The sequence below is a fragment of the Nocardia sputi genome, from assembly GCF_023501985.1.
The window spans coordinates 141,595-164,523 of record NZ_JAMFLC010000016.1; the positions used below are offsets into that span (position 1 = coordinate 141,595).

Consider the following 22,929-nt stretch of genomic DNA (forward strand, 5'->3'; position numbering starts at 1 on the left):
GTACGAACTGCTCTCGACCTGCATCGCAGCCCCTCATCGCGGCAATGCGCGATGTCGCATCGAATGCGGTCATCCTGAGCCCCGCGATCACAATCCGAGCTTGGTGACCGCGTTGTCTTCCAGCGGGTTGGCGGTCCGAATGTAGCCGTGGACGGTGCGCGGGTTGGACCACCGGCCTTGGCGCATGATCTCGCGGTCGCTGGCGCCGCCGAGCGCGGCCTGGGTGGCGAATCCGGCGCGCAGCGAATGACCGGAGAACAGGGCCGGGTCGAGTCCGGCGCGGGCGGCATAGCGCTTGACCAGCTCGGCGACCGCTCGGCCGGACATGGCGCGATCGCCGATCACGCCGTGCCGGGTGATGGTGGGGAACAGCGGAAGATCCGCGTCGGTGAGGGTGGTGCCGGTGAAGCCGTGGCAACGGTGGATCCCCGGCGCTCCCGCGGAAACGTCGGCCAGCCGAGCGCGCACGCCGGATGTCCCGGCGGCGGCGTGAATTTCGCGCAGACGCAGCCAGTCCGCGAGAGCGCAGACCGGACAGGTCGCGGGGCGCCGCCCCCGGGGCAGGGCCACGCGCTGTTCGGCCGAGCCGGTCGGGTCGGTCTTCGTCGCGGGCAGCCGGATCAGCAGGATCGGCTCCCCGGTGGTGTGGTCGAGGCCGACCTCGACGTCGCCGATGCGCAAACCGGCCAATTCGCTGCGGCGCAACGCGCCGGCGAAACCGATGAGCAGAACAAGGGCATCCCGGCGGCGTGCGGGTTCGGTGGGCCAGCCCGCTTCGGGAAGCCCGCCCAGGAGCTGATCGAGAGTGTGCAGCAGGACGGGGCGTTTGCGATTGGGCCGAGTGCGCCGGGTACGGCGGATACCGCGCAGCGTCAGACGAACCACATCCGAACGCGTCGGCGACGGCAGGCCGTTGGCCGCGTGCACCGCCGCGATCGCGGCCGACTTGCGTTCCAACGTCGCCGGACTGAACGCCCACTCGCCGCTGTCACGGCGTGCGTCGGCGGCCGCGGCCAGATAAACGGCGACGTCGAGCGCATCGGCAGGAAGCGCCTGGCGGCCCTCTGCGGTGCACCACGCCGACCAGGCCACCCAGTCGGCCCGGTAGGCACGCAGAGTGTTCGCCGATTGGGACGCTTCGAGATATCGGCGCAGCGAACCGGCTTGGTCGTCATCGAAGCGATCACGCACCAACCGCAATGCCACGGCATCGACCAGGACGCTGCGCACGCCATGCCGCAACTGCGTGCGCACCGACTCCGGGACCGCGACCACGCTGGATCGATCGTCCATGGCTGGCTCCCGCGTTCCGGTCGGCGACTGACTGTCCGCGCCAGCACATTCGGCGCGAGAATCCAGCCTACGGCACTCCGAGAGCACCCTCACGATCGAAAGCTCGCCGCGCTCCGGCTCCGCTGCCCAGGCACTGCGCCGGACCCGCAGCAGCAATCAGCAAGCGTCACAGTGACAGCAGGCCGGGGAGGTCCAGGGTGTCGAACCGGTGCGTGGCCCAGATCAGCCTCGAGCGTTCCTCGGGATAGGGCTGGGTGATCGACTCGGCGGTGTAGACACGGGTGAGCCGGGTGTCCGAATCGTAGCGAGCCCAGCCGGGGTCGCCTGTGGTCGCGAAATTCACCCAGTCGCTGCGCATCTGCTGGGAGACGCGCACCACCTCATCCGCGGCGTTCGGATGAGCGGAGGGATGGCCGCGCACATCGTCCACGCTGAGCGTGGCGAAGACGAGCATGAAGTCGAGGCTGTGTGAGGCGCCTTGCTCCGAGTTGAAGCTCCAGCACAGTTCGTAGGTCCAGACCGGCCCGCCCCCGGCATGGTGGGCGTGTGCGAGATGCAAGCTGGGCATCCGAAACAGCCAGTCGGAGTTGACCAGTTCGTACAACTGCCCGTGCGTGGCATCGGGGTACGCGGCACGGTAAAGGCCAAGGCTGTCGGAGGCGGGCGCGAGACGGTCGAGTACGGCGGTCACCTGATCCTCGGTCACCTCGCTGCCGAGCAAGCCGTTGAACAGCCGGTATTCGTCCCGGGTGTGCCCAACGAGCAGATCGATGCCCTCTGCGGTGCCTGCGGCGAGCGCGCGCCATGGCGCGCCTGGGAGCACGGCACCGTCGACGACGGGTGAGAACGGTGTCGGGGTCAGCGCCATCGGTCCCCACGTTTCGACGAATCCGGGCATCTTCTGGATGACCGCGTCCGTCGCGTTGATCAGCGCGCGCGGCGAGACACCGGCCAGCTCACCCACGGTGGCTTGCACACCGAGTTCCGCGGCGATCGTCGCCGAGATCGCGGCGGCGAGCCGCGGGGTGAAGTACGTTCCCGGGACGCTCTGGGCTATCGCTCGATGAAACAGCCCGGCGGCCATCGGCATCGTGAGCAGCGCCGCAAGACAGCCCGCCCCGGCGGACTGCCCGAACACGGTCACCTTGCCCGGATCGCCGCCGAACGCGGCCACATTGTTCTGCACCCAACGCAACGCGGCGACCTGGTCGAGAATGCCGCGGTTGTCCGGGGCTCCGGCGATATGAGCGAAACCTTCCGCGCCGACGCGATAGTTCATGCTGACCACCACCACACCGGACCCGGCGAGAGTCGCACCATCGTGATGCGGGTTACCGGAACGGCCACCCAGATACGCACCGCCGTGGATCCACACCATCACCGGCAGCCCGGCGGCGCCGAGGTCAGGTGACCAGACGTTGAGGGTCAAGCAGTCGCCGGAACCGTCATCGGTGTCCCCGGACATCGACGGCACCGCGCTGCCCGCCTGAGGAACCGGTGGACCGAACGCCGACGCGTCGCGCACGCCATCCCACGGCTGTGCCGGGACCGGCGCCGCGAACCGTCGGATACCGAACGGTGGCTGGGCGTAGGGGATACCCCGGAAGACCGCGACGGCGCCCTCCCACCTGCCACGCACAACTCCGGCAGCAGTGCGTATCTCGGGTTCGATGTTCACGCGGTGCTCGCTTTCCTTCGGTAGGTCATCGGCTGCGGGGGAGCGAAGGTGGTGATGGTCGACGCACGCACGGTCCGAATATTCACAGCCTGCAACGACATTCAACCCTGCAAGTCGTTTCGTCACCTCCGGTTTTCGCGCGCAGACATCCGAGAACTCGTCACGGCCAGGGCAGATCACTCGAGTCTCCGACAGATCACTGCTCGAACGGAGGTGTCCTGATGTCTGCTGATCGCCCTCGGAGAGGGTGCTCGACGGGTCTCACCGGCTGGCGGCCAGTTGGAATTCGAGAAGCCGGCGTTGGTCGGTCAGAGCGGTCACAGTGCCGAGGACCAGTCCATGTGAAGCGGCTAGCGTGGTGAACTCGTCGATCCGGCGCTGGCGGCCGCCGTAGTGCACCAGCATGATCAAATCCATCTCGCTGTCGGCGTCGAGCTCTCCGACTGCTTCGATCACCAGGATGCGCCCGTCCGGGTAGGCGGCCTCGACGCACCGGTCCAGGATGTGATGGACGTGCTCGTCGTCCCAGTTGTGGAGGATGTCGAACAGCAAATAGGCATCCGCCCCTGCCGGGAGCGGGTCGAAGAAGCTGCCTGCGGTCACCACGGTGCGATCCTCGAGGTCGTGAGCTCTGAACGCATGCCCGGCGTGGGCCGCAGTTGGTGCGAGATCGATGAGATGGCCGTGTATCCCAGGATGAGCGGCCAGGATCGCGGTGAGCAGGGTGCCGTGGCCACTGCCCACATCGACGATGGTGGAGAACCGTGACCAATCGAAACCAGCGACGACCTGCGGAATCTGCTCTCGCAACCGCACGGTCATCTGCCGGTCGAACGACTCACGGAGGTGAGGGTGGCCGGTGAGGTCGGCCCAGAAGTCCTGCCCGTAACGACGTGGGTAGGCCGCTTTGCCGGTGGCGATGCTGTGAGCGAGTTCGACAAACGCCAATTCGGCGCGGCCGGCAGCGGAATCCAGGGGCAGGAGGATGTTGGTGAAGCCATCGCCCGCATCGGCGCATAGGTTCGCCCCGAACTCGGTAGTCCGGTAGTCGGTCGATATTCGCTCGACTACCCCGAGGGTGGTGAGGTGGCGCAGCAACAGATCGAGCGCGACAGGTGAAACGTCGAGTTCGGCCGCGAGCTGATCGGCGGCGGCGCCGTCCCCGCGGAGCCGGTCCGGCAGGCCCAGGGTCACTGCGACCCGCAGAGCCATCGGCGTCGCCAGACCAGCCATGCGACGAAGTGTGTCGGTGTCGTTGTGTCTCACGAAGATTCACTGTGGCAGGTATGTCAATCGCAAATCGGTCCTGCTCCGCAACTGGTGGTGCTGATGGGGCTTGGCCCTGGTGTCCGCTGGTCCGGCTGCAGTCGGTGCCAGCGGCTTCTGTCCGCGACATACATGAGAGCACCACCAGATCGCCCGAGAAGCGACTGCAACGTCGAGGGTACCCAGTTTTTCGTGACTTCCGTTGGGATTTAGTTTCGTCACACTTGACGCTACTAAACGAATTGGTTCGACTGAGAGTGGATTCGGACTACCCGCCCTGACCTCCGATAAGGTTCACTTATCGGCGGTCAGACCAGGAGCGGTCGTTCGTCGGCCATCGAGGCCGTGGAAGATTTCGTTTCGTATAGATACGTCATATTTTACGAAACAAACGCTACGATTTCGTCGTGTCGAACGTATGCAACTATCCGGGATGTTCCCGACCCATCACGCGAGTAGCAGGGCCCGGTCGCCCGTCGGAGTACTGTGACCGCCCCGATCACACGAGATGGCGGGCATGGCGCGAACGACAACGGCAACAACAGGAGTCGGAAGCGGCGACCGCTGCCGTCACTGTGACGCAACCGGGGCCGGTGACCGCCGCGCGGTTGCGGGCCGATGAGCTGCTCACCCAGTTCCGGGGACTCGCCGAGCAGCTCAACTCCACGCTGAACGCCGCCGTCGCGGAGCTGGCCACGCTGGCCGACCCGGCGACCGCCGAAGCTCAAGTGCAGGCGGTGCAGGTGGACGCGGCACGGCGGATCGCCGAGGCCGAGGGTGCGGCCGTCGCGGCCGAGCAGGCGCGGCGGGAGGCACAGGAGGCCAGACAACTCGCCGAATCCGCCGCCGACGATGCCGCCGGCGCCGCCGAACAGGCCGAAGCGCTGATCGCCACGGCGAATTCGGCCCGCGACGACGCGCTGCGCGAGCTCGAACGCGTCACCAAGCAGGCCGCCGACGACGTGTTCGCCGCCCGCAGCGACGCCGAAGCAGAGATTCGCGCCGTGCGCCGCGAGTCCGCCGAGCAGATCGAACGCATCGAACAGCAAGCGGCGGACGAAGTGCAGCGCGCGCAGCGCCGCGCCGAGACCGAGATCGCCCAGGCTCAGCGGGAAGCGGCGGCGCGTGTCGCGGCCGCGCACACCGAGCGCGACGTCGCCGCGCAGCGCGCGGCCGACGCCGAGCGCGCCACCGAGCGCGCCGAACAAGCCGCCACCGAACGAGCCGAGGCCGCCGAGGAAGCGCGCGCCGAATGGCGCAGAGTCCGCGCCGAACTCGATGCCGTCCGCGTCGAACTCGCCGAGACCCGTCGCACCGCGGCGGCCGAACTCGCCTCCGCCCGCGCCGAAGCCGCCACGGCCGTCGAAAAGGTGCGCGCCGAAGCCGCCCAGCGACACGAAGCGCTCGATGAGGCCCGCGCTCAAACTCTCGCTCGCGCCGAACGCGCCGAAGCGCAACTGGACGAACTCCTCGCCGAAACTCGGCGCAGATCAGCCGATACCGAAGCCCCTCGGCGCGACGAGGCTTGACCTGTCGACGGTGCGCCCGGACCGGACACCCGGCAAATGATCCGATGGAGAGGAGAGTTCGGCCAGGCGATCAAGCCATGACCGTAGCTGCGGTCATATCATGTAGCTATGCCCGAAACCGAGGTAGAAGGGCGTACGGAACCACTGGCCGGGGCAGCCCGGCAGACGGTACTGGTGGCCGGTGCCTGCTCGATGATCATGGGTGTGGTCCTAGCGGTGTGGCCGCACAAGTCGCTGTCGACAGCGGAACTGCTGTCCGGCGGCTACCTGTTGCTCAACGGCGTTGTCCAGCTGGTCGTGGCGGTCGGCGCGCGCCTGGTCACCCCACTGCGGGTGCTTGTGCTGATCAGCGGCGGATTGTCGGCCCTGCTGGCGATGCTGTGCTTCGCGGGTGGTTCGACGTTGCTGCTGTCGTTCTGGATCGGGCTGGCGTGGACGATTCGCGGGATCTGTCATGCCACCGTGGCGGTTTGGGCCGACGATCTGCCCGGCCGCGCGCGACAAGAGCTGTTCGGCCTGCTCACGCTCGCACTCGGCGTGCTGGTCGGGGTTCTGCCGTTCGACTCGCTGGACGCGCTCGGCTGGGCGACCGGGGCGTGCCTGCTCGCGATCGGGGCGATGGAGGCCCTCTTCGCCGCCGGCCCCCAGGCGCAGCGCGGTGACGGTGCCGGGGCTGACGCCGACCGTGCGCCTGGATGGCTGACCGCGACTGCGCATCCGGTGGCGAGCCGCGTGCTCTCCAGGTTGACTGGGCGACATGGCATCCCAGCATTCCGAGCTACGATCGCCCGCAGAGCTGATCGTGGTCACCCGAGGCGCCGACGCCGCGATCACGCCGACAGCCTTGAGCGACAGTCGCAGCGTCCAAGCACGCTTGAACGAATTACTCCCCGACGACGGTGAACTGGTGCGGATCTTCGGGCCCGCGAATCGATTGGAGCGCAGGCTCACCGGAACCCCGCACCTGGGGACCGGCGCGGAATATCTCCATTACTACTTCGTCCGCGGCGTCACCGACGACCTCGACGAGCTGGCCGCGCGGTTGCGGGCCGTCGACGACGTGGCGGCGGCATACGTGAAGCCACCCGCCGAACCGCCCATCGCACCGGAAGGTGCGGTGGTGAGAACCGGCCGCTCGGCTGCCGAGGCGCCGCCGGTGACCCCCGACTTCGCCACGCGGCAGGGGTATCTCGACGCCGCCCCCCAAGGCATCGACGCCCGGTGGGCCTGGACGGTGCGGGGTGGCCGCGGGACCGACGTGCGGGTGGTGGACATCGAGGGCGCGTGGCGATTCACCCACGAGGACCTGCAGGTCAATCAAGGCGGTGTGATCGGTGGCAGTCCCTCACCGGATCGTGGCTGGCGCGACCACGGCACCGCCGTCGCCGGGGTGATCAGCGCCGACGTGAACGCCTATGGGATCACCGGCATCGTGCCCGAGGCCTACATCCGCGCGGTGTCGATCTTCGGATCGGGCTCGGCGTCCGCGATCCGCTCGGCCGCGGACGCGCTGAATACCGGTGATGTGATCCTGCTCGAACTGCACCGTCCCGGACCGCGTTTCGCCTTCGCCAACCGGCCGGATCAGCGCGGTTACATCGCGATCGAATGGTGGCCCGACGACTTGGCGGCGATCCGGTATGCCGTCGGCAAAGGCATCATCGTGGTGGAGGCGGCCGGGAACGGCGGCGAGGACCTCGACGACGCCGTCTACGACACCCCTCCCACGGAGTTCCCGAGCACGTGGCGCAATCCGTTGCGCGGCGGGGAGGTCGACTCCGGGGCGATCATCGTCGGAGCGGGCGCACCCCCACCTGGATTCCACGGCCGCGATCACGGCCCGGCTCGCTCCCGATTGGAATTCTCCAACTACGGAGAGCGAGTCGATGTTCAGGGGTGGGGTCTGGAAGTCGCCACCACCGGGTACGGCGATCTCCAGGGCGGCCCCGACGAGGACATCTGGTACACCGACGTGTTCAGCGGAACCTCGAGCGCGTCCCCGATCGTCGTCGGCGCGGTCACGAGTTACCAAGCGATGAGCGCGGCCGCGGCCGGGCGCAAAACGCCCGCCGAGGTGCGTGCCAGGCTACGCGAAACCGGTTCGCCGCAAACGGACGCGCCGGGACGGCCCGCGACACAGCGCATCGGCAACCTACCGGATCTGAAGTCGATGATCCTGCCGCGGTAGGCGCAGGAACCACGCAGCCGAGGGGCTGACCTACATCGCGCTGCGCCGATTCCGCTGGGTGGAATTGTCTAGAGGCATAGTTTCACCAGACGAAAACGCCATGCCAGGGAGCCGACAAGTGGCGACGTCGGGTCACCGGGCCGCTATCACGGCGTAGTCAGCTCACCCGCGCCGCCAGCAGCCGTTCGAGCAGCACTTGGACGAACTCGGCGGGAGCGTCGGTGAAACCGCTGTGCCCACCCGGGAACTCGGTCAGGGGGATGCCGAGTTGCGCGGCGAGGGTCTCGGCCGGGCGGTAGGGGAGTTTGCCCTTGCTCGCGCGGCCTGCGCCCAGCACGAGGCGATCGCTCACCGGCGCGAGGGCCGCCACGTCGGGGAGATAGGAGGTGATCGTGCGTAGTTCGTGCGCCATGTTGCGCGGCGCGTTGGCGTGCAGACGTTCGACCATCGCGGCAGCACGCGGCGACAGTCGGCTGGGATCGGGCATTTCAACCCCTCCGCCGATCCCTTCGAGGAAACGCGCTCCCGCGGCGGCGAGACCGTCGGTGACGAACAGTTCGTATACCTCGTCGACGAACGCTTTGTGCTCGGCGGCGTCGGGCAGCACGCCGAAGGACGGCGGTTCGTGCGCGATCACCAGCCGCAGCCGCTGCGGATGCCGGGCGAGCAGGTCCAGCGCCACCACTGCACCCCCGCTGCCGCCGAACACGTAGGCGTCTTCGCCGGCAGGCGCGAGATGTCGCAGGAGCAGGCGGGCGTCCTCGCTTTGCGCCTCTACGGCGATGTCGGCGGGTGGGCCGGGATGGAGCACGCTGCGGGAGTAGCCGCGTGGGTCGAGGGTGACCACGGTGAAGTGCCGTGCGAGAGGATCGAGGATGGGATCGAAGACCGCCGCGTCGCCTCCGCTGCCGGGCAGCAACAGCAGCACCGGCCCGGCACCGCTCACCTCGTAATACAGCGTGGCCCCGGGAACTTCCAGCGTGCCGGATCTCATTGTTGCTCCTTGCTGTCGGTGGGCCACTGCTCGAGGGTGACGTGCAGGGCCTCGATGATGCGTTCCCACGATTCGGCGGTGGACCGGGTGTGCCCGAAACCGCCGGTTTCCTCCAGGACGCTGTATCCGTGGAAGGTGCTGCGCAGCAATCGGACGGCGTCGGTCCGGTCGGGTTCGGCCAGACCGTAGGCGCGCAGCATGCCGTAGGTCAGTTCGATGGCGCGCGGCACGCCGGTCGCGGTGCGCGCCACATCGGGATCGGAGGGAAGCTGGGTCGCGGCGTAGCGACCGGGGTAGCGAAGCGCGTAGTCACGCCAGGCGTGGGCGTAGGCGGTGAGCGCGTCGCGTCCGGCCCGACCGGCGATCGCGGCGGCGATGAGGTCGGTCTTCTCTGTCGTCGCCAGGACGGCCACGCGCGCACGAAGGTCTCGCAGATTCTTGACGTGCGAGTACAAACTCGCGTCTTGGACGCCGAACTTCCTGGCCAGCGCCGACATGGTGACGTTGTCCAGACCGATTTCGTCGGCGAGATCGGCTGCGGCCAGCGTGATCCGCTCGGCAGTCAGTCCCGCTCGTGCCATCATTCGCATCCTCCGAAAACCTACTAATCCTAGACATTAGCCTAGTCGCCTTAGGTTTCCAATCACGCCAGTTCGGCGATGGCCGCGCCGACGGAGGGTCTCATCGCGACCTCAGCCAATGAATGGTCGACGGTGTCGAGCTGCAGGACGTTCCGGGACAGCTGCTACGTCGCCCGAGGCGGTCGTCCGAGTAGGAGGACCTCGCGGTGCTCGGCGCCGGGGTCGAGGAACCTCAGCAGAGCCTGCGCCTCCATGGTGACGGCGGCCACGTCGTCGGGGGACAACGGCCGGTCGTAGAGGCGGACGGTGAGTATTGCGGATCCGTTGTCGCGGTGGATCGTCCAGTCGGCTGCGGTGAATCCGTCGACCAGTAGGATCTGCGGGGCGGGACGTTGAGTGCGGTAGCCCTGTCTACCGTGCCCGGCGGTGATCACTCGGGTGCGGTCCGCGTGCGACAGCAAGAGGTTGTCGAAGTCGTAGAGAAATCTCGGTGGTGCCAGCTGTGTGGGGTCTGGGCTTGCAGCCCGACGAGGTGCCGCACTGCATCGACGACCGGCAGCTCGGAGCGGCGCAACAGCAACTGCCGCTCGAGAGTGGCGCGGTTGAGCGCCCGACGGCTGAGTATCTGCGTCATCTGTAGACCCTTTCGACACAACCAGGGCGTTGGTGGCACACCACGGCGCGCCACCAACCTGGGGACGATCATTCCGAGCTGAATCACTTCAGTGCGCTGAAGAACTGTCTGATGTCGGCGATCAGGAGCTCGGGTGCGTCCTGAGTGGCCCAGTGGCTGCCGCGGTCGAACTCGTTCCAGGACACGATGTTGCTGTGGTCGCGTTCGGCGAAGCGGCGCAGGGCGGTGAAGTCGTAGGCGAAACTGGCCAGGCCGGTGGGCACGCTCGTCGGTTGAGTCGGGCGCGGGACATGGTGGTCCTCGTAGTAGAAGCGGGCGGCGGAAGCGGCCGTGTTGGTCAGCCAGTACAGCGTTGCGTTGGTCAAGACATGGTCGTCGTCGGTCGAGGCGAGCAACTGCGCTGTCCAGGCGAGCTGTCCGGTGGGCGAGTCGGCCAGCGCGTGCGCGAGGCTCTGTGGCGCGCTCTCCTGCAGCCGGGCGTATCCGGACATGTTGTCGTCGAAGTACTTCAGATACCGCACGTAGCCCTGCTCCTCCTCGGTCAGGTCGGCCAGCTCTGCCGGGTCGCCGGACGGGAATGAGAACAGTTGGGTTACGTGCACCCCGATCATGTGGTCCGGGTCGATTCGGCCCAGTTCGGGTGACACGTGCGAGCCGATGTCGTTGCCGTGTGCGCCGTAGCGGTCGTAGCCCAGTCGCCGCATCAGCTCCGCCCAAGCCGCGGCGGTGCGGTAGCGGTTCCAACCCTGCTCTCTGGTGGGCCCGGAGAAGCCGAAACCGGGCAGGGAGGGAATCACCAGGTGAAACGCCTCGGCCGGGTCTGCGCCGTGCGCACGGGGATCGGAGAGAGGCTCGATCAGGTCGAGAAACTCGAACACCGAATTCGGCCACCCATGCGTAAGGATGAGCGGGGTGGCATCAGCTTCGGGCGAACGTACGTGCAGGAAATGGATGGGCTGTCCGTCGATTTCGGTGGTGAACTGCGGATAGCGGTTGAGCTCGGCTTCCCATGTGCGCCAGTCGTATCCATCCCGCCAGTAGCCGGTCAGCCGCTGCACATAGCCGAGCGGAACTCCGTACTCCCAACCAGGCGGGACCGGCCCGGTCTGGGTCTTCCCCTCCGTCTCCAGAGGCAGTTCGTCGGCCCAGCGAGCACGCGCCAGCCGGTCCTGCAGATCGTCGAGGACTGCCTGCGGGATATCGTTACGGAAGGGCGTGATCGCGGTGCTCTCGAATGTCATGATCAGAACGATATGCGGCCTTTAGGAAGACTCCGTTCCTAAAGAAATGGCAGACTGAGAAAATGTTGGAAACCTCGGCGCGACTGCTCCGGCTGCTGTCGCTGTTGCAGATCCCACGCGACTGGAACGGTGCGGATCTGGCCGAACGGCTCGAGGTCAGCACCAGGACGGTGCGCAACGACATCGAACGGCTGCGCCACCTCGGCTACCCGGTGCACGCGGCCAGGGGGTCGGCGGGCGGCTACCGGCTCGGCGCTGGCGCCAGCCTGCCACCACTGCTGCTCGACGACGAGGAGGCCGTCGCGGTCACCATCGGCCTGCGCACCGCGGCCGGTGGCGTCGCCGGAGTCGAGGAGGCCGCACTGCGGGCGCTCGCCAAGCTCGAGCAGGTGCTGCCGAATCGGTTGCGGCGCAGGGTCTCTTCATTGCAGACATTTGCCGTCGTCGTACCGGGAGACGGCACAGGTCCGACGGTCGACGCCGAGATTCTGACCGCCCTCGCGGCCGCATGCCGCGATCACGAACGGCTCCGATTCGACTACCGCGACCACAATCGCGGCGCCAGCCGACGGGTGGTCGAGCCCTATCGACTGATCAACTGGGGCCGACGCTGGTATCTGGTCGCATTCGACATCGATCGGGGCGACTGGCGCACCTTCCGGGTGGATCGCATCACGCCGAAAACCCCGACCGGCCCGCGGTTCACACCCCGTGAACTGCCGCACGATGTCACCGATCGGGTGACGCGGGGCGTGTCCGCGGCGGCTTGGCGATTCCAGGCATCGGTGACGGTGCACGCCGCCGCCGAATTCCTCAGCGCCCGCGTTCCCCCAGCCGCAGGCACGGTCGAGCCGATCGACGACACCACCTGTCTGCTCCACACTGGTGCCGACACCCCGGAAGCGCTGGCGCTCAACATCGGGCAGTTGGGCATGCACGGCATCGATTTCACTGTCGGCGGACCGCCGGAGTTGGTGGAGTTGTTGCGTACCTTGGGCAACCGCTACCTGCGTGCGGTCACCGCGGCGACGCGAGACCCAACGGTCGAGGGCGCTCATTCGCCACGGGTACCAACCGTGTGAATCATCCCATGCAGAAGGCGGGTCGGTACCAAATCATCGGCACACCGCGGGAGGCGGAAACGCGAGTCCTGACCTCCAAAAACTTGCGCCACCGTGAACGATCCTGACCGCGAACCCGATCCGGCTCACAAAGTGAATCGGCGTCCCTTCGCGGCCCACTCGCCGCGGCCCCGTGGCGTGATGGCCCAGCGGCCGCGGTGCTGGCAATCCATGATCAGACCACGCGACTGCAGGCGTAACAAAGCGCTGCGCACCGACCATGCGGTCAGCCGCGCCTGCTGAGCCAGTTGCTCGACGGTGAGTAATCCGCCTGGCGCAAGCACACCCAGCACCGCGAAATCGGCGGCAGTCCTGGGTCGTCTCATCATGTCGAAACCTCTCCTCGAGTGGAAAAGACAATCGGGGAATCGACAGCGCGCGGGGTCCCGAGTTGCCGAATCGACGGTAGAAGCCACACCCCTCCCACCGCCACGAGTTTGCGCGACTTTGCGAAGTGCGTTGACCGTCACCGTCTCCGGTAGGGACGATTGCACGACATCGTCCGTCAGCTCTCGCAAAGGATCGGCTATGAACCTGCGGCTTCTCGGCTCCGGATCCGACCATGGCGCTTGTCCCGCCGTGTATGCGACCGACACCGGCGTGCTAGTGGTGCAGGGCGATGCCACCGACCGCACGGGGACGGTCCTCGTGCCGCACGAGTTGTTGGACTGGCTGGAGCCGGGCATGTGGCTACGGGTGGAGGCGAGTGGAACCTGTGGTTCCGTGCTGGTGGCCGGTGAACCGGTGACCGACCCCGAACTGCTCGCCCAGCTCACCCTCGACTGTCACGAGACCGCCGTGGTGGTGCGCTGATGTTGCACGTCGTGGGGGCCCGATGTTTCGAGCCGCTCTTCCGGGCGGCTCGATCCCGCGCCTTCCATCTGGAGGTGCGAGACGACTACGTGATGGAGGACGAACAGGAAGCATTGCGGCGCTTCGCCGCCGGAGTAGCGTACGAACGAGACGAACAGCCCGAGTCATGGAAAGCCTGGGATGCTCTGATGGTCGAGTCAGCCACTCGCGGGGTGACCCTCGAGCGACTACGAGTCGTGACGGTCCCGCACACCGGCTACACCCGCTGGCTGTTGTCGGCGACCGACGACAACATCGCCACCGGCGAGGCCGTGCGCTGGCTGCCGCGGCACCTGGTCGACCCCGTCGACCTGCCACATGACGACTACTGGCTGTTCGACACGAACACGGTCGCCTTCAACACCTTCGCTGAGAGCGGGGCGTTCATGGGCCTGTCGATCACCACGGACCCGGCGCTTGTCGCCCGCTGTCTACAGGTGCGGGAGCGGCTGTGGCCTAGAGGCATCGACCATCAGCGATACTGCGAGAGTGAGCACGTGGACGAGTGAACGGTGTGTCGGACGCGCGCGAGGTGCTGGGTGCGCGCCTGCGCGAACTGCGTCGCGCCGCCCACCTCACCGGCCTGGAACTGGCCGCGAGGTGCGGCTGGCATTCGAGCAAGGTCTCCCGGATCGAGGGAGGCAAGCAGATGCCCTCGGAAGCGGACCTCGCCGCGTGGTGCGAGGCCTGCGGCAATATCGCCGTGCTGGACGATCTGGTCGCCAACGCGCGCAATCTGCAGTCGATGTACCTGGAGTGGCAACGCACTGTCGCCTCCGGGCACGCCCGCAGGCAACGGCAGTCGATCGACCTGGAGGCGCAGACCACGCAGATCCGCTGGTACGCGCCCGATACGTTGCCGGGACTGTTGCAAACGGAAGCCTATGCGCGCGCGATCCTGACCGCCTGTATCGCCATAACCGGCGGACGCGACGACTTGGAGGACGCGGTGGCCGCGCGCATGGCCCGCAAGCCGGTGCTGTTCCGGGCGAAGCACCGGTTCCACTTCGTGGTCAACCAGGCCGCGCTGTGGCGAACGGTCGGCGACTCCGCGGTCATGGCCGAGCAACTGGCCCACCTGCTCGCGGTGATGGCCAACCCGAGGGTGCGGCTGGGCATCATCCCGATCTGCGCCGACTACCGTGCTCCCGCAACGAATTTCGTCATCTACGACCGTTCGCAGGTGCTGACCGAGACGGTCTCGGCCGAGCTGACCATCACCCGGCCGTCGGAGATCGCCGTGCACGAGAAGACTTTCGCGATCCTCGCCGACCAAGCCGAGTACGGTGATCGCGCCCGGTCGCTGATTGCGAAGGCGTTGGAACGCCGCCGCGGAAGCTAGGTGCGCCGATCGCGGTAACGGCGATGCCGCCGCTGTCGCGCAGCGGCGGCAGCACAGCGGCCGGGAGAGACCTCAGCGGACGAACGTCGCCGCTTTACCGGCCAGGTCGAGCAGCGGCTGCGGGAAGACGCCGAGCGCGAACGTGAACGCCGCGGTGATCGCCACGATCGTCGTCGTCAACGGCGGAGTAACCACCACCGGAGCGTCAACGGGCGGGTCGGTGAAGAACATCAGCACGATGACCCGCAGGTAGAAGAACGCCGCGATGGCACTGCAGATCACGCCGACGATGACCAGCGGCGCCGCCCCGCCTGCGGCCGCGGCCTCGAAGACGACGAACTTGCTGACGAAGCCGCTGGTGAGCGGCAACCCCGCGAAGGAAAGCAGGAACAGCGCGAAAACCGCGGCCAATCCCGGGGATCGGCGGCCGAGACCGGCCCACCGCGGCAGACCGGTGGCTTCCTCGCCATCCGGTTCCCGGACCAGACTGACCACGGCGAAGGCGCCGAGGGTGCCGATGCCGTAGGCCGCCAGGTAGAACAACACCGCCGCGACGCCGCGATCGTCCGCGGCGACCGGGCCGGTGAGCAGGAAACCGGCATGAGCGACCGAGGAATACGCGAGCATCCGTTTGACGTCGGTCTGCGTGATCGCCATGACCGCGCCGACGGCCATGGTGGCGATCGCGACGGCCGCCAGGATCGGCCGCCAGTCGTCGCGCAGGCCGGGCACCGCGACCTGCAGCACCCGCACCAGCGCCCCGACGGCGGCGATCTTCGTGGCCGCCGCCATGAAACCGGTGATCGCGGTGGGAGCACCTTGATACACGTCGGGCACCCAGGACTGGAACGGCACCGCGCCGATCTTGAACAGCAGCCCGACCGCGAGCATCGCGACCCCGAGCACCGCCAGGGTCGCGTTGTCCGGATGCTGTGCGATCGCGTCCGCGATGCCGCCGAGCCGCACCGTGCCCGCCTGGCCGTACAGCAGCGCGACGCCGTAGAGGAAGAACGCCGAGGAGAACGCGCCGAGCAAGAAGTACTTCAGCGCGGCCTCTTGAGACAGCAGCCGCTTGCGCCGGGCCAGCCCGCACAGCAGATACAGCGGCAGCGACAGCACTTCGAGGGCGACGAACATGGTCAGCAGGTCGTTGGACGCCGGGAACAGCAACAGTCCGCCGACGGCGAGTAGCGTCAGGGGGAACACCTCGGTGGTCGCGATACCCGCCCGCAGCGCCGCGGCCTCGGCCGCACTGCCGGGCACCGCCGAGGCCTGCGGTGTGAACGCGTCCACACCGTGTTCGACGGTGGCGGCGGCCCGGCTCCAGGTGCCCGGCCCGGACCGCCCCGCTCGACGCGGCTCGGCGCCGCGCTCGGCGAGGAAGCCGACGGCGAGAATCGATACGACCAGAATCGTGCCTTGCAGGAACAGCGTGACGCCGTCGATTGCCACGGCTCCGGCGATGGCGGTGGATTCGGTGCCTGCCAGCGCCACCACGGCGACCAGCGCAGCGGCCAACCCGACCACGCTCAGCACCAGGTGGGTGGCGTAGCGGTAGCGCCGCGCGACGAACGCTTCGGCGAGTACGCCGAGCACGGCGGCGCCGAACACGATGAGCATGGGGGACAGGGCGCCGTATTCGATGCTCGGCGCGGGGACGCTCGCGGCGAGTGTCGTGGCGGAGGCGAGGTCGTTCATTTGTGGGCACCTCCGGAATGGTGGGCCGAGCCCGCTTCGGGCAGTGGGGGCGTCGACGGTGCGGGATCGCTGCGGCCGATGGTGGTGAGGGTCTGGTTCACCGCGGGATTGATGAAGTCGGTGAGAACCTTCGGGTAGATGCCGAGGAACAGCAGCGCGGCGATCAGCGGGATCACGACGGCGAGTTCGCGGGGCACGAGGTCGTAGATCCGCTCGTTGCCTTGCTTCACCGGCCCGGTCATCATCCGCTGGTAGAGCCACAACACGTAGAGGGCGGCGAGCACGAGTGCGCCGGTGGCGACCACCGCGGCGAACTGGTAGCGGGCAAAGGTCCCGACCAGCACAAGGAATTCGCTGACGAACGGGGCGAGCCCGGGCAGGGACAACGTCGCCAGACCGGCGATGAAGAACGTGCCCGCCAGCACCGGGGCCACCTTCTGCACGCCGCCGTACTCGGCGATCAGCCGAGTTCCCCGCCGCGACACCAGGAATCCGGCCACCAGGAACAGTGCGGCGGTCGAGATGCCGTGGTTGACCATGTACAATGTCGCGCCGGTCTGGCCCTGGCTGGTCATGGCGAAGACACCGAGGACGATGAAGCCGAAGTGGGAGATCGAGGTGTAGGCGATCAGGCGCATCACGTCGGTCTGCCCGATGGCCAGCAGGGCACCGTACACGATGCCGATCACCGCGAGCGTGATCACCAGCGGCGCATACGTGTCCGACGCGCCGGGAAACAGCGGCAGGCAGTAGCGCAGCATGCCGAAGGTCCCCACCTTGTCGACCACCGCCATCATCAGCACCGCGCTCGACGGTGTGGCCGCGACGGCGGCGTCGGGCAGCCAGGTGTGCAGGGGCCACAGCGGCGCTTTGACCGCGAATGCAAACATGAATCCGAGGAACAGGGCATTGAGCACCGCGGGTCCGGCGCCGAGTTGCCCGGCGTTGGCGGCGGCGACCACGGTGCGCAGATCGAACGTGCCCGAGGATCCCTCGCCGAGGCCTTCGCGGGCGGTCAGCACGTACAACCCGATGACCGCGGCCAGCATGATCAGCCCGCCGAAAAGGTTGTACAGCAGGAACTTCACCGCCGCGCGTGAGCGCTGCCTGCGCAGTAGCGCGTCCCCGGTGCGCGGCCCGAATCCGCCGATGAGGAAGTACATCGGGATGAGCATCGCCTCGAAGAACACGTAGAACAGCAGGATGTCCAGGGCGAGGAAGGAGACCAGCACCATCGCCTCGACGAGCAGGATGAGCGCGACGTAGGTGTGCGCCACCCGCTTGCCGCCGCCGACTTCGCGTTCGTCGTGCCAGCCCGCCAGGATCAGCAGGGGAACCAGTGCGGTGGTCAGCAGCACCAGCACCAGCGCGATCCCGTCCAGCCCGAGGGTGTAGCCGGCGCCGAATGCCGGGATCCACCGGCGGGATTCGACGAACTGGTACTGCGCGCCGCCGGGATCGAAGCGCACCGCGAGTCCGATGCCGATGACCAGCACAAGCACCGAGAAGCTCAGTGCCACAGCGCGGGCGAGGGTGCGTCGCGCGGCGGGCAGCACGAGCACGATCGCCGCACCGACGACCGGAGCCAGCCACAGCGTCGTCAACCAGGGGAACTCGTTCACCACAACCTCACCGCCAGCAGGGCGGCGGCCACCAGGGCCGCGCCGGTGAACATGGACAGGGCATAGGAGCGCACGAAGCCGGACTGCACTCGCCGTGCCCGTGCCGACAACCCGCCGATCAGCGCCGCCGTGCCGTTGACGACGCCGTCGATGCCGCGGTTGTCGAGGAAGACCAGCGCCCGGGTCAGGTGCTGCCCCGGCCGCATGAACGCGGCCTCGTTGACCGTGTCGCCGTACAGATCCCGCCGCGCGGCGACCGTCAACGCGGACACCGCTCCGGGTGCGGTCTCGGGGACCTCGCGCTGCGCGTACTGCGAGTAGGCGACCGCGACACCGATGGCGACCACCCCGAGCGCCAATACCGTGACCAGCGCCGCGGGTACGGTTTCGGTGCCGTGGTGGGCGCCGACGACCGGTTCGAGCCAGTTCTGCAGGGATGAGCCGAACGCGAACACCGCGCCTGCGCCGACCGAGCCGAGCGCGAGCAGGATCATCGGGCCGGTCATCACCACGGGAGCCTCGTGCGGGTGGGTGTCGGGTTTCCAGCGGCGCTCGCCGAAGAACGTCATCAGCATGACCCGCGTCATGTAGAACGCGGTCAGACCCGCGCCGAACAGCGCCACCAGCCCCAGTGCGATCCCGCCGAGGCCGCCTTGGTTGAACGCCGCCTCGATGATCCGGTCCTTGGAGAAGAACCCGGCGAACGGCGGCACACCGATGATGGCGAGATAGCCGAGACCGAAGGTGACGTAGGTGATCGGCAGCAGCGTGCGCAGTCCGCCGTAGCGGCGCATGTCGGTTTCGTCGTTCATCGCGTGCATCACCGAGCCCGCGCCGAGGAAGAGCCCGGCTTTGAAGAACCCGTGGGTGAGCAGATGCATGATGGCGAAGGCGTATCCGGCGGGACCGAGGCCCGCGGCGAGCACCATGTAACCGATCTGACTCATCGTGGAGGCGGCGAGGGCCTTCTTGATGTCGTCCTTGGCGCAGCCGATGATCGCGCCGAACAGCAGGGTGACCGCGCCGACCAGCACCACCCCGAGCCGTGCGTTCGGCGCGAGGTCGAAGATCGCGTTGGAGCGCGCGATGAGGTACACGCCTGCGGTGACCATGGTGGCCGCGTGGATGAGCGCCGACACGGGGGTGGGGCCCTCCATGGCGTCACCGAGCCAGGATTGCAGCGGCACCTGGGCGGACTTGCCGCAGGCGGCCAGCAGCAGCAACAGCCCGATCGCGGTGAGTGCGCCCTCGCTCGCGGCGGGCGCGGCGCCGAACACGACATCGAAGTCGACCGACCCGAACGTCGCGAACATGACCATCATCGCGATCGCCAGGCCCATGTCGCCGACTCGGTTGACCACGAACGCCTTCTTGGCCGCCGTTGCGGCGGAGGGTTTTTCGTGCCAGAAACCGATCAGCAGGTAGGAGGCCAGGCCCACCCCCTCCCAGCCGAGGTAGAGCACGAGATAGTTGTTCGCCAGCACCAGCAGCAGCATGGCCGCGAGGAACAGGTTGAGGTAGGCGAAGAACCGCCGCCGCGCCGGGTCGTGGCTCATGTAGCCGATCGAGTAGACGTGGATCAGCGAGCCGACGCCGGTGATCAGCAGCGCGAAGCACACCGAGAGCTGGTCCAGTTGCAGCGAGAAGTCGACCTGCAGGCCGGCCACCTCGACCCAGCTGAACAGATCCTGGTGCACCGCGCGTTCGGCGGTGTCGCGTCCGAGCATGGCGACGAAGGCGAGGGCGGCGACGGCGAACGAAGCCAGCGCCATCGCGGCGCCGAGCAGATGACCCCACTTGTCGGCATAACGTCCGGTCAGTAGCAGGACGATCGCGCCCGCCAGGGGGAGTGCGGGCAGCAGCCACAACGTTGCGGTGTCCACGTCAGAACTTCAGCAGGTTGGCGTCGTCGACCGAGGTCGAGCGGCGGGCGCGGAAGATGGTCATGATGATGGCCAGGCCGACGACCACCTCGGCCGCGGCGACCACCATCGTGAAGAACGCGAAGACCTGTCCGTCGAGGTCGGCGTGCATCCGGGCGAAGGTGACGAACGCGAGGTTCACCGCGTTGAGCATCAACTCGATGCACATGAACACGACGATGGCGTTGCGCCGCAGCAGCACTCCTGCCGCGCCGATCGTGAACAGCAGGGCGGACAGGAACAGGTAGTTCTCGGGGTTCACCGGTTGCCTTCCTCGTCGCTGGGGTTGTCGGTCTCCTCCGGTGTGGGCGTGGTGCCTACCGAGATGACGGCCGCTTCGGTGAGCGCCCTGGTGCGGCGGTGGCGCAGGATGGTGCTGACCGACAGTTCCTCGAACGACCCGTCGGGCAGTCGCGCGGGGACGTCGACCGCGTTGTGCCTGGCGTAGACGCCGGGGGTGGGCAGCGGTGTCGCGCGGTGTCCCTTCTCTCGGAACCGGCGGCGCGACAGTTCCCGCTGGCCGGTGCGGGGTCCGAACTGCTCGCGATGGGCCAGCACCATGGCTCCGATGGTGGCGGTGATCAGCAGGGCTCCGGTGAGTTCGAAGGCCCAGACGTAGCGCAGGAAGATCAGCTCGGCCAGCTCGCCGATCACGTCACGGCCCGCGAAACCGGAGGCGGGGAAGACGATGCCGGACTCGCGGACGCCGTGGGCGATGCCGCCGCTGAGCAGCAGCCCGAAGCCGAGGCCGACCGCGGCGGCGGCGAGCCGCTGCCCGCGGATGGTCTCCTTCAGTGATTCGGCGGAGTCGACGCCGACGAGCATCAGCACGAACAGGAACAGCATCATCACCGCGCCGGTGTAGACCACGATCTGCACGACACCGAGGAACAGCGCGTCCTCGGCGATGTAGAACGCGGCCAGCGCGATCATCGTGGCGGCCAGGCACAGCGCGGAATGCACCGTCTTGGAGGCGAACACCATGCCGAGCGCGCCCAGCACGGCCAGCGGGGCCAGGATCCAGAACTGGACGGTCTCGCCGGTGGAGGCGTTGGTCAACGGCTCCGCGGCCAGGATCAGATCGGTCACCGTGGTGCTCCTTCCGTGCCCGCGGTGGCAGGTTGCCGGGCCGCGTCGGCCGGGATCGTTGCCGTGGCACCACTGGTGGGTGTGAGGTTGCCGGGCACCCGGCCGAGGTAGTAGTCCGCCTCGTCGGCGCCGGGGTGCATGGCGTGCGGCGGCGCGGTCATCCCGGGCTGCAGGGGGGCCAGCAGACGGTCCTTCTCGTAGATCAGGTCGGCCCGGTTGTCGTCGGCCATCTCGTAGTCGTTGGTCATCGTGAGCGCCCGGGTGGGGCAGGCCTCGATGCACAATCCGCAGCCGATGCAGCGCAGGTAGTTGATCTGGTAGACCTGCCCGTACCGTTCACCGGGCGAATACCGTTCGGTCTCGGTGTTGTCCGCGCCTTCGACGTAGATCGCGTCGGCGGGGCATGCCCACGCGCACAGCTCGCAGCCGATGCACTTCTCCAAGCCGTCGGGATGACGGTTGAGCTGGTGCCTGCCGTGGTAGCGGGGCGCGGTGGGGGTCTTCTGCTCGGGATAGAACTCGGTGTTCGGCTTCTTGAACATGGTCGCGGCGGTGACCGCGAACCCCGACAGCGGTTCGAACAGACCGGCCTTGGCGCGGGTGGCGTCGCGGGCGTGCGCGTCGGCGGGCAGCGGCGGCACCGGGAAACCGAGGAAGACCGTCGAATCGGCGGAATCCGCGGTCACAGGCTCCTCGGCCGGTAGCGGTGTTCCCGGCGCACGGCCCGCCCGCAGGAACTGCAGCACCAGCAGCCCGGTGACCGCCAAGCCGCCGATCACCAGAACGGGAGTCTGCACGGGGTAGCCCTCGGCCTGCAACACCCGCGCTGTGGCCACGACCATGACCCAGGCCAGGGAGGTCGGAATCAGCAGTTTCCAGCCGAGATTCATGAACTGGTCGTAGCGCAGCCGGGGCAGGGTGCCGCGCAGCCAGATGAACACGAACAGGAATGTCCAGACTTTGGCGGTGAACCACAGCACCGGCCACCATCCGGTATTCGCGCCGTCCCACATGTTCAGCGGCCACGGCGCCCGCCAGCCACCCAGGAACAGCGTGGTGGCCAGGGCGGAAACCGTTGCCATGTTGACGTATTCGGCGAGCATGAACATGGCGAACTTGAGCGAGGAGTACTCGGTGTGGAAGCCGCCGACCAATTCACCTTCGGCTTCGGGCAGGTCGAACGGCGCCCGGTTGGTCTCGCCGACCATCGAGACGCAGTAGATCAGGAACGACGGCAGCAGCAGGAACACATACCAGGTGCCTTCCTGTGCGGACACGATGCCGGAAGTGGCCATGGTGCCGCCGAGCAGGAACACGGTGGCGAAGCACAGCGCCATCGCGATCTCGTAGGAGATGACCTGCGCGGTCGAGCGCAAGCCGCCCAGCAGCGGATAGGTGGAGCCCGACGACCATCCGGCCAGCACGATGCCGTAGACGCCGATGGAGGTGATCGCCAGGATGTACAGCACCGCCACCGGAAGATCGGTGAGCTGCAGGGCGGTGGTCACGCCGAAGACGGACACCTCCGGTCCGAACGGGATCACCGCGAAGGCCATGAACGCGGGCACCACCGAGATGACCGGCGCCAGAATATAGATCGGCTTGTCCACGATCGCCGGGACGATGTCCTCCTTGAGGGCCATCTTCACGCCGTCGGCGATGCTCTGCAGCGAGCCGAACGGGCCGGTGCGGTTGGGGCCGATCCGCATCTGCATGCGGGCGACGATCTTCCGCTCCGCGAGCACCGCGACCAGTGGTATGAGCATCAGGTAGACGAACACGGCGACGGCCTTGGCGATCACGAGCCACAGCGGGTCGTGTCCGAAGCCGGTGAGGGTGTAGGGCTCGGCGGCGTGGTTGATCGCGGACGCCATGACGA

General features: G+C 67.7%; 21 protein-coding genes. 7 read left to right on the forward strand and 14 right to left on the reverse strand.

What is annotated here, in order from left to right:
• Positions 1-87: 87 nt before the first annotated feature.
• The 3 genes from M8859_RS21545 to M8859_RS21555 all read right to left on the reverse strand — a co-directional run bounded on the left by M8859_RS21545 (position 88) and on the right by M8859_RS21555 (position 4,204).
• Complete coding sequence (locus M8859_RS21545) at positions 88-1,293, reverse strand: site-specific integrase (protein ID WP_159929531.1); 1,206 nt, start codon at positions 1,291-1,293, stop codon at positions 88-90.
• A 166-nt stretch (positions 1,294-1,459) separates the two neighbouring features.
• The gene (locus M8859_RS21550) at positions 1,460-2,971 is read right to left on the reverse strand and encodes a carboxylesterase/lipase family protein (protein ID WP_249644778.1); all 1,512 of its coding nucleotides are present in this window, start codon (positions 2,969-2,971) and stop codon (positions 1,460-1,462) included.
• Between the two features lie 261 nt (positions 2,972-3,232).
• A complete protein-coding gene (locus M8859_RS21555; protein WP_249644779.1) occupies positions 3,233-4,204 on the reverse strand; it encodes a methyltransferase in 972 nt (323 codons plus the stop codon).
• A gap of 608 nt (positions 4,205-4,812) precedes the next feature.
• On the opposite strand from M8859_RS21555, the gene M8859_RS21560 reads away from it, so the two are divergent.
• The 3 genes from M8859_RS21560 to M8859_RS21570 all read left to right on the forward strand — a co-directional run bounded on the left by M8859_RS21560 (position 4,813) and on the right by M8859_RS21570 (position 7,954).
• Positions 4,813-5,766, forward strand: a complete 954-nt coding sequence (locus M8859_RS21560; RefSeq protein ID WP_195070779.1) for a coiled-coil domain-containing protein — start codon at positions 4,813-4,815, stop codon at positions 5,764-5,766.
• Between the two features lie 108 nt (positions 5,767-5,874).
• Positions 5,875-6,669, forward strand: a complete 795-nt coding sequence (locus M8859_RS21565) for an HdeD family acid-resistance protein (protein WP_195070780.1) — start codon at positions 5,875-5,877, stop codon at positions 6,667-6,669.
• A complete protein-coding gene (locus M8859_RS21570; RefSeq protein WP_195139738.1) occupies positions 6,641-7,954 on the forward strand; it encodes a S8 family serine peptidase in 1,314 nt (437 codons plus the stop codon). The genes M8859_RS21565 and M8859_RS21570 overlap by 29 nt, the downstream gene beginning before the upstream one ends.
• A 157-nt stretch (positions 7,955-8,111) precedes the next feature.
• Here the strand turns inward: M8859_RS21570 and M8859_RS21575 are convergent, their stop codons facing one another.
• The 4 genes from M8859_RS21575 to M8859_RS21590 all read right to left on the reverse strand — a co-directional run bounded on the left by M8859_RS21575 (position 8,112) and on the right by M8859_RS21590 (position 11,404).
• Positions 8,112-8,948 (reverse strand): alpha/beta fold hydrolase, encoded by an 837-nt coding sequence (locus M8859_RS21575; protein ID WP_195070781.1) that lies wholly within the window; start codon positions 8,946-8,948, stop codon positions 8,112-8,114.
• Positions 8,945-9,532, reverse strand: coding sequence for a TetR/AcrR family transcriptional regulator (locus M8859_RS21580; RefSeq protein WP_308221220.1), 588 nt, complete (start codon positions 9,530-9,532; stop codon positions 8,945-8,947). Before M8859_RS21580 ends, M8859_RS21575 begins: the two co-directional genes overlap by 4 nt.
• A gap of 161 nt (positions 9,533-9,693) precedes the next feature.
• Complete coding sequence (locus M8859_RS21585; protein ID WP_249644780.1) at positions 9,694-10,182, reverse strand: DNA glycosylase AlkZ-like family protein; 489 nt, start codon at positions 10,180-10,182, stop codon at positions 9,694-9,696.
• 64 nt (positions 10,183-10,246) lie between these two features.
• Positions 10,247-11,404, reverse strand: a complete 1,158-nt coding sequence (locus M8859_RS21590; protein ID WP_195070783.1) for an epoxide hydrolase family protein — start codon at positions 11,402-11,404, stop codon at positions 10,247-10,249.
• Positions 11,405-11,466: 62 nt separating this feature from the next.
• Between M8859_RS21590 and M8859_RS21595 the strand changes: the two genes are divergently transcribed.
• On the forward strand, positions 11,467-12,486 hold the full coding sequence (locus M8859_RS21595) for a helix-turn-helix transcriptional regulator (protein ID WP_159929547.1): 1,020 nt from the start codon (positions 11,467-11,469) through the stop codon (positions 12,484-12,486).
• A 125-nt stretch (positions 12,487-12,611) separates the two neighbouring features.
• On the opposite strand, the gene M8859_RS21600 is transcribed toward M8859_RS21595, so the two are convergent.
• The gene (locus tag M8859_RS21600) at positions 12,612-12,854 is read right to left on the reverse strand and encodes a MarR family transcriptional regulator (protein ID WP_159929549.1); all 243 of its coding nucleotides are present in this window, start codon (positions 12,852-12,854) and stop codon (positions 12,612-12,614) included.
• 199 nt (positions 12,855-13,053) lie between these two features.
• Here M8859_RS21600 and M8859_RS21605 point away from each other — a divergent pair, with 199 nt between their 5' ends.
• Genes M8859_RS21605 through M8859_RS21615 form a run of 3 tightly spaced genes read left to right on the forward strand, consistent with a single transcriptional unit; the run spans position 13,054 to position 14,719 of the window.
• Positions 13,054-13,338 carry a hypothetical protein gene (locus tag M8859_RS21605; RefSeq protein ID WP_159929551.1) on the forward strand — a complete coding sequence of 95 codons (285 nt, stop codon included), beginning with the start codon at positions 13,054-13,056 and terminating at the stop codon, positions 13,336-13,338.
• On the forward strand, positions 13,338-13,886 hold the full coding sequence (locus M8859_RS21610) for a DUF6879 family protein (RefSeq protein ID WP_195070785.1): 549 nt from the start codon (positions 13,338-13,340) through the stop codon (positions 13,884-13,886). The genes M8859_RS21605 and M8859_RS21610 overlap by 1 nt, the downstream gene beginning before the upstream one ends.
• Positions 13,883-14,719, forward strand: coding sequence for a helix-turn-helix domain-containing protein (locus M8859_RS21615; protein WP_195070786.1), 837 nt, complete (start codon positions 13,883-13,885; stop codon positions 14,717-14,719). Before M8859_RS21610 ends, M8859_RS21615 begins: the two co-directional genes overlap by 4 nt.
• Before the next feature lie 72 nt (positions 14,720-14,791).
• Here the strand turns inward: M8859_RS21615 and nuoN are convergent, their stop codons facing one another.
• From nuoN to nuoH, 6 genes are read right to left on the reverse strand one after another with little or no spacing between them, the layout of a single operon-like run.
• Positions 14,792-16,417 carry an NADH-quinone oxidoreductase subunit NuoN gene (nuoN, locus tag M8859_RS21620; RefSeq protein ID WP_249644781.1) on the reverse strand — a complete coding sequence of 542 codons (1,626 nt, stop codon included), beginning with the start codon at positions 16,415-16,417 and terminating at the stop codon, positions 14,792-14,794.
• The gene (locus M8859_RS21625; RefSeq protein WP_159929559.1) at positions 16,414-18,039 is read right to left on the reverse strand and encodes an NADH-quinone oxidoreductase subunit M; all 1,626 of its coding nucleotides are present in this window, start codon (positions 18,037-18,039) and stop codon (positions 16,414-16,416) included. Before M8859_RS21625 ends, nuoN begins: the two co-directional genes overlap by 4 nt.
• Positions 18,036-19,922, reverse strand: coding sequence for an NADH-quinone oxidoreductase subunit L (gene nuoL / locus M8859_RS21630; protein WP_159929561.1), 1,887 nt, complete (start codon positions 19,920-19,922; stop codon positions 18,036-18,038). Before nuoL ends, M8859_RS21625 begins: the two co-directional genes overlap by 4 nt.
• 1 nt (position 19,923) lies before the next feature.
• Complete coding sequence (gene nuoK, locus M8859_RS21635) at positions 19,924-20,223, reverse strand: NADH-quinone oxidoreductase subunit NuoK (protein ID WP_063048808.1); 300 nt, start codon at positions 20,221-20,223, stop codon at positions 19,924-19,926.
• Positions 20,220-21,050, reverse strand: coding sequence for an NADH-quinone oxidoreductase subunit J (locus M8859_RS21640; protein ID WP_249644782.1), 831 nt, complete (start codon positions 21,048-21,050; stop codon positions 20,220-20,222). Before M8859_RS21640 ends, nuoK begins: the two co-directional genes overlap by 4 nt.
• On the reverse strand, positions 21,047-22,924 hold the full coding sequence (gene nuoH, locus M8859_RS21645; protein WP_159929609.1) for an NADH-quinone oxidoreductase subunit NuoH: 1,878 nt from the start codon (positions 22,922-22,924) through the stop codon (positions 21,047-21,049). Before nuoH ends, M8859_RS21640 begins: the two co-directional genes overlap by 4 nt.
• Positions 22,925-22,929 lie beyond the last annotated feature (5 nt).

Coding starts and splice junctions, on each gene's coding strand:
- M8859_RS21545 (WP_159929531.1), bottom strand. CDS start 1,293: ATGGACGATCGATCCAGCGTGGTCGCGGTCCCGGAGTCGGTGCGCACG.
- M8859_RS21555 (WP_249644779.1), bottom strand. CDS start 4,204: ATGGCTGGTCTGGCGACGCCGATGGCTCTGCGGGTCGCAGTGACCCTG.
- M8859_RS21565 (WP_195070780.1), top strand. CDS start 5,875: ATGCCCGAAACCGAGGTAGAAGGGCGTACGGAACCACTGGCCGGGGCA.
- M8859_RS21575 (WP_195070781.1), bottom strand. CDS start 8,948: ATGAGATCCGGCACGCTGGAAGTTCCCGGGGCCACGCTGTATTACGAG.
- M8859_RS21580 (WP_308221220.1), bottom strand. CDS start 9,532: ATGATGGCACGAGCGGGACTGACTGCCGAGCGGATCACGCTGGCCGCA.
- M8859_RS21590 (WP_195070783.1), bottom strand. CDS start 11,404: ATGACATTCGAGAGCACCGCGATCACGCCCTTCCGTAACGATATCCCG.
- M8859_RS21595 (WP_159929547.1), top strand. CDS start 11,467: ATGTTGGAAACCTCGGCGCGACTGCTCCGGCTGCTGTCGCTGTTGCAG.
- M8859_RS21600 (WP_159929549.1), bottom strand. CDS start 12,854: ATGATGAGACGACCCAGGACTGCCGCCGATTTCGCGGTGCTGGGTGTG.
- M8859_RS21605 (WP_159929551.1), top strand. CDS start 13,054: ATGAACCTGCGGCTTCTCGGCTCCGGATCCGACCATGGCGCTTGTCCC.
- M8859_RS21610 (WP_195070785.1), top strand. CDS start 13,338: ATGTTGCACGTCGTGGGGGCCCGATGTTTCGAGCCGCTCTTCCGGGCG.
- nuoN (WP_249644781.1), bottom strand. CDS start 16,417: ATGAACGACCTCGCCTCCGCCACGACACTCGCCGCGAGCGTCCCCGCG.
- nuoH (WP_159929609.1), bottom strand. CDS start 22,924: ATGGCGTCCGCGATCAACCACGCCGCCGAGCCCTACACCCTCACCGGC.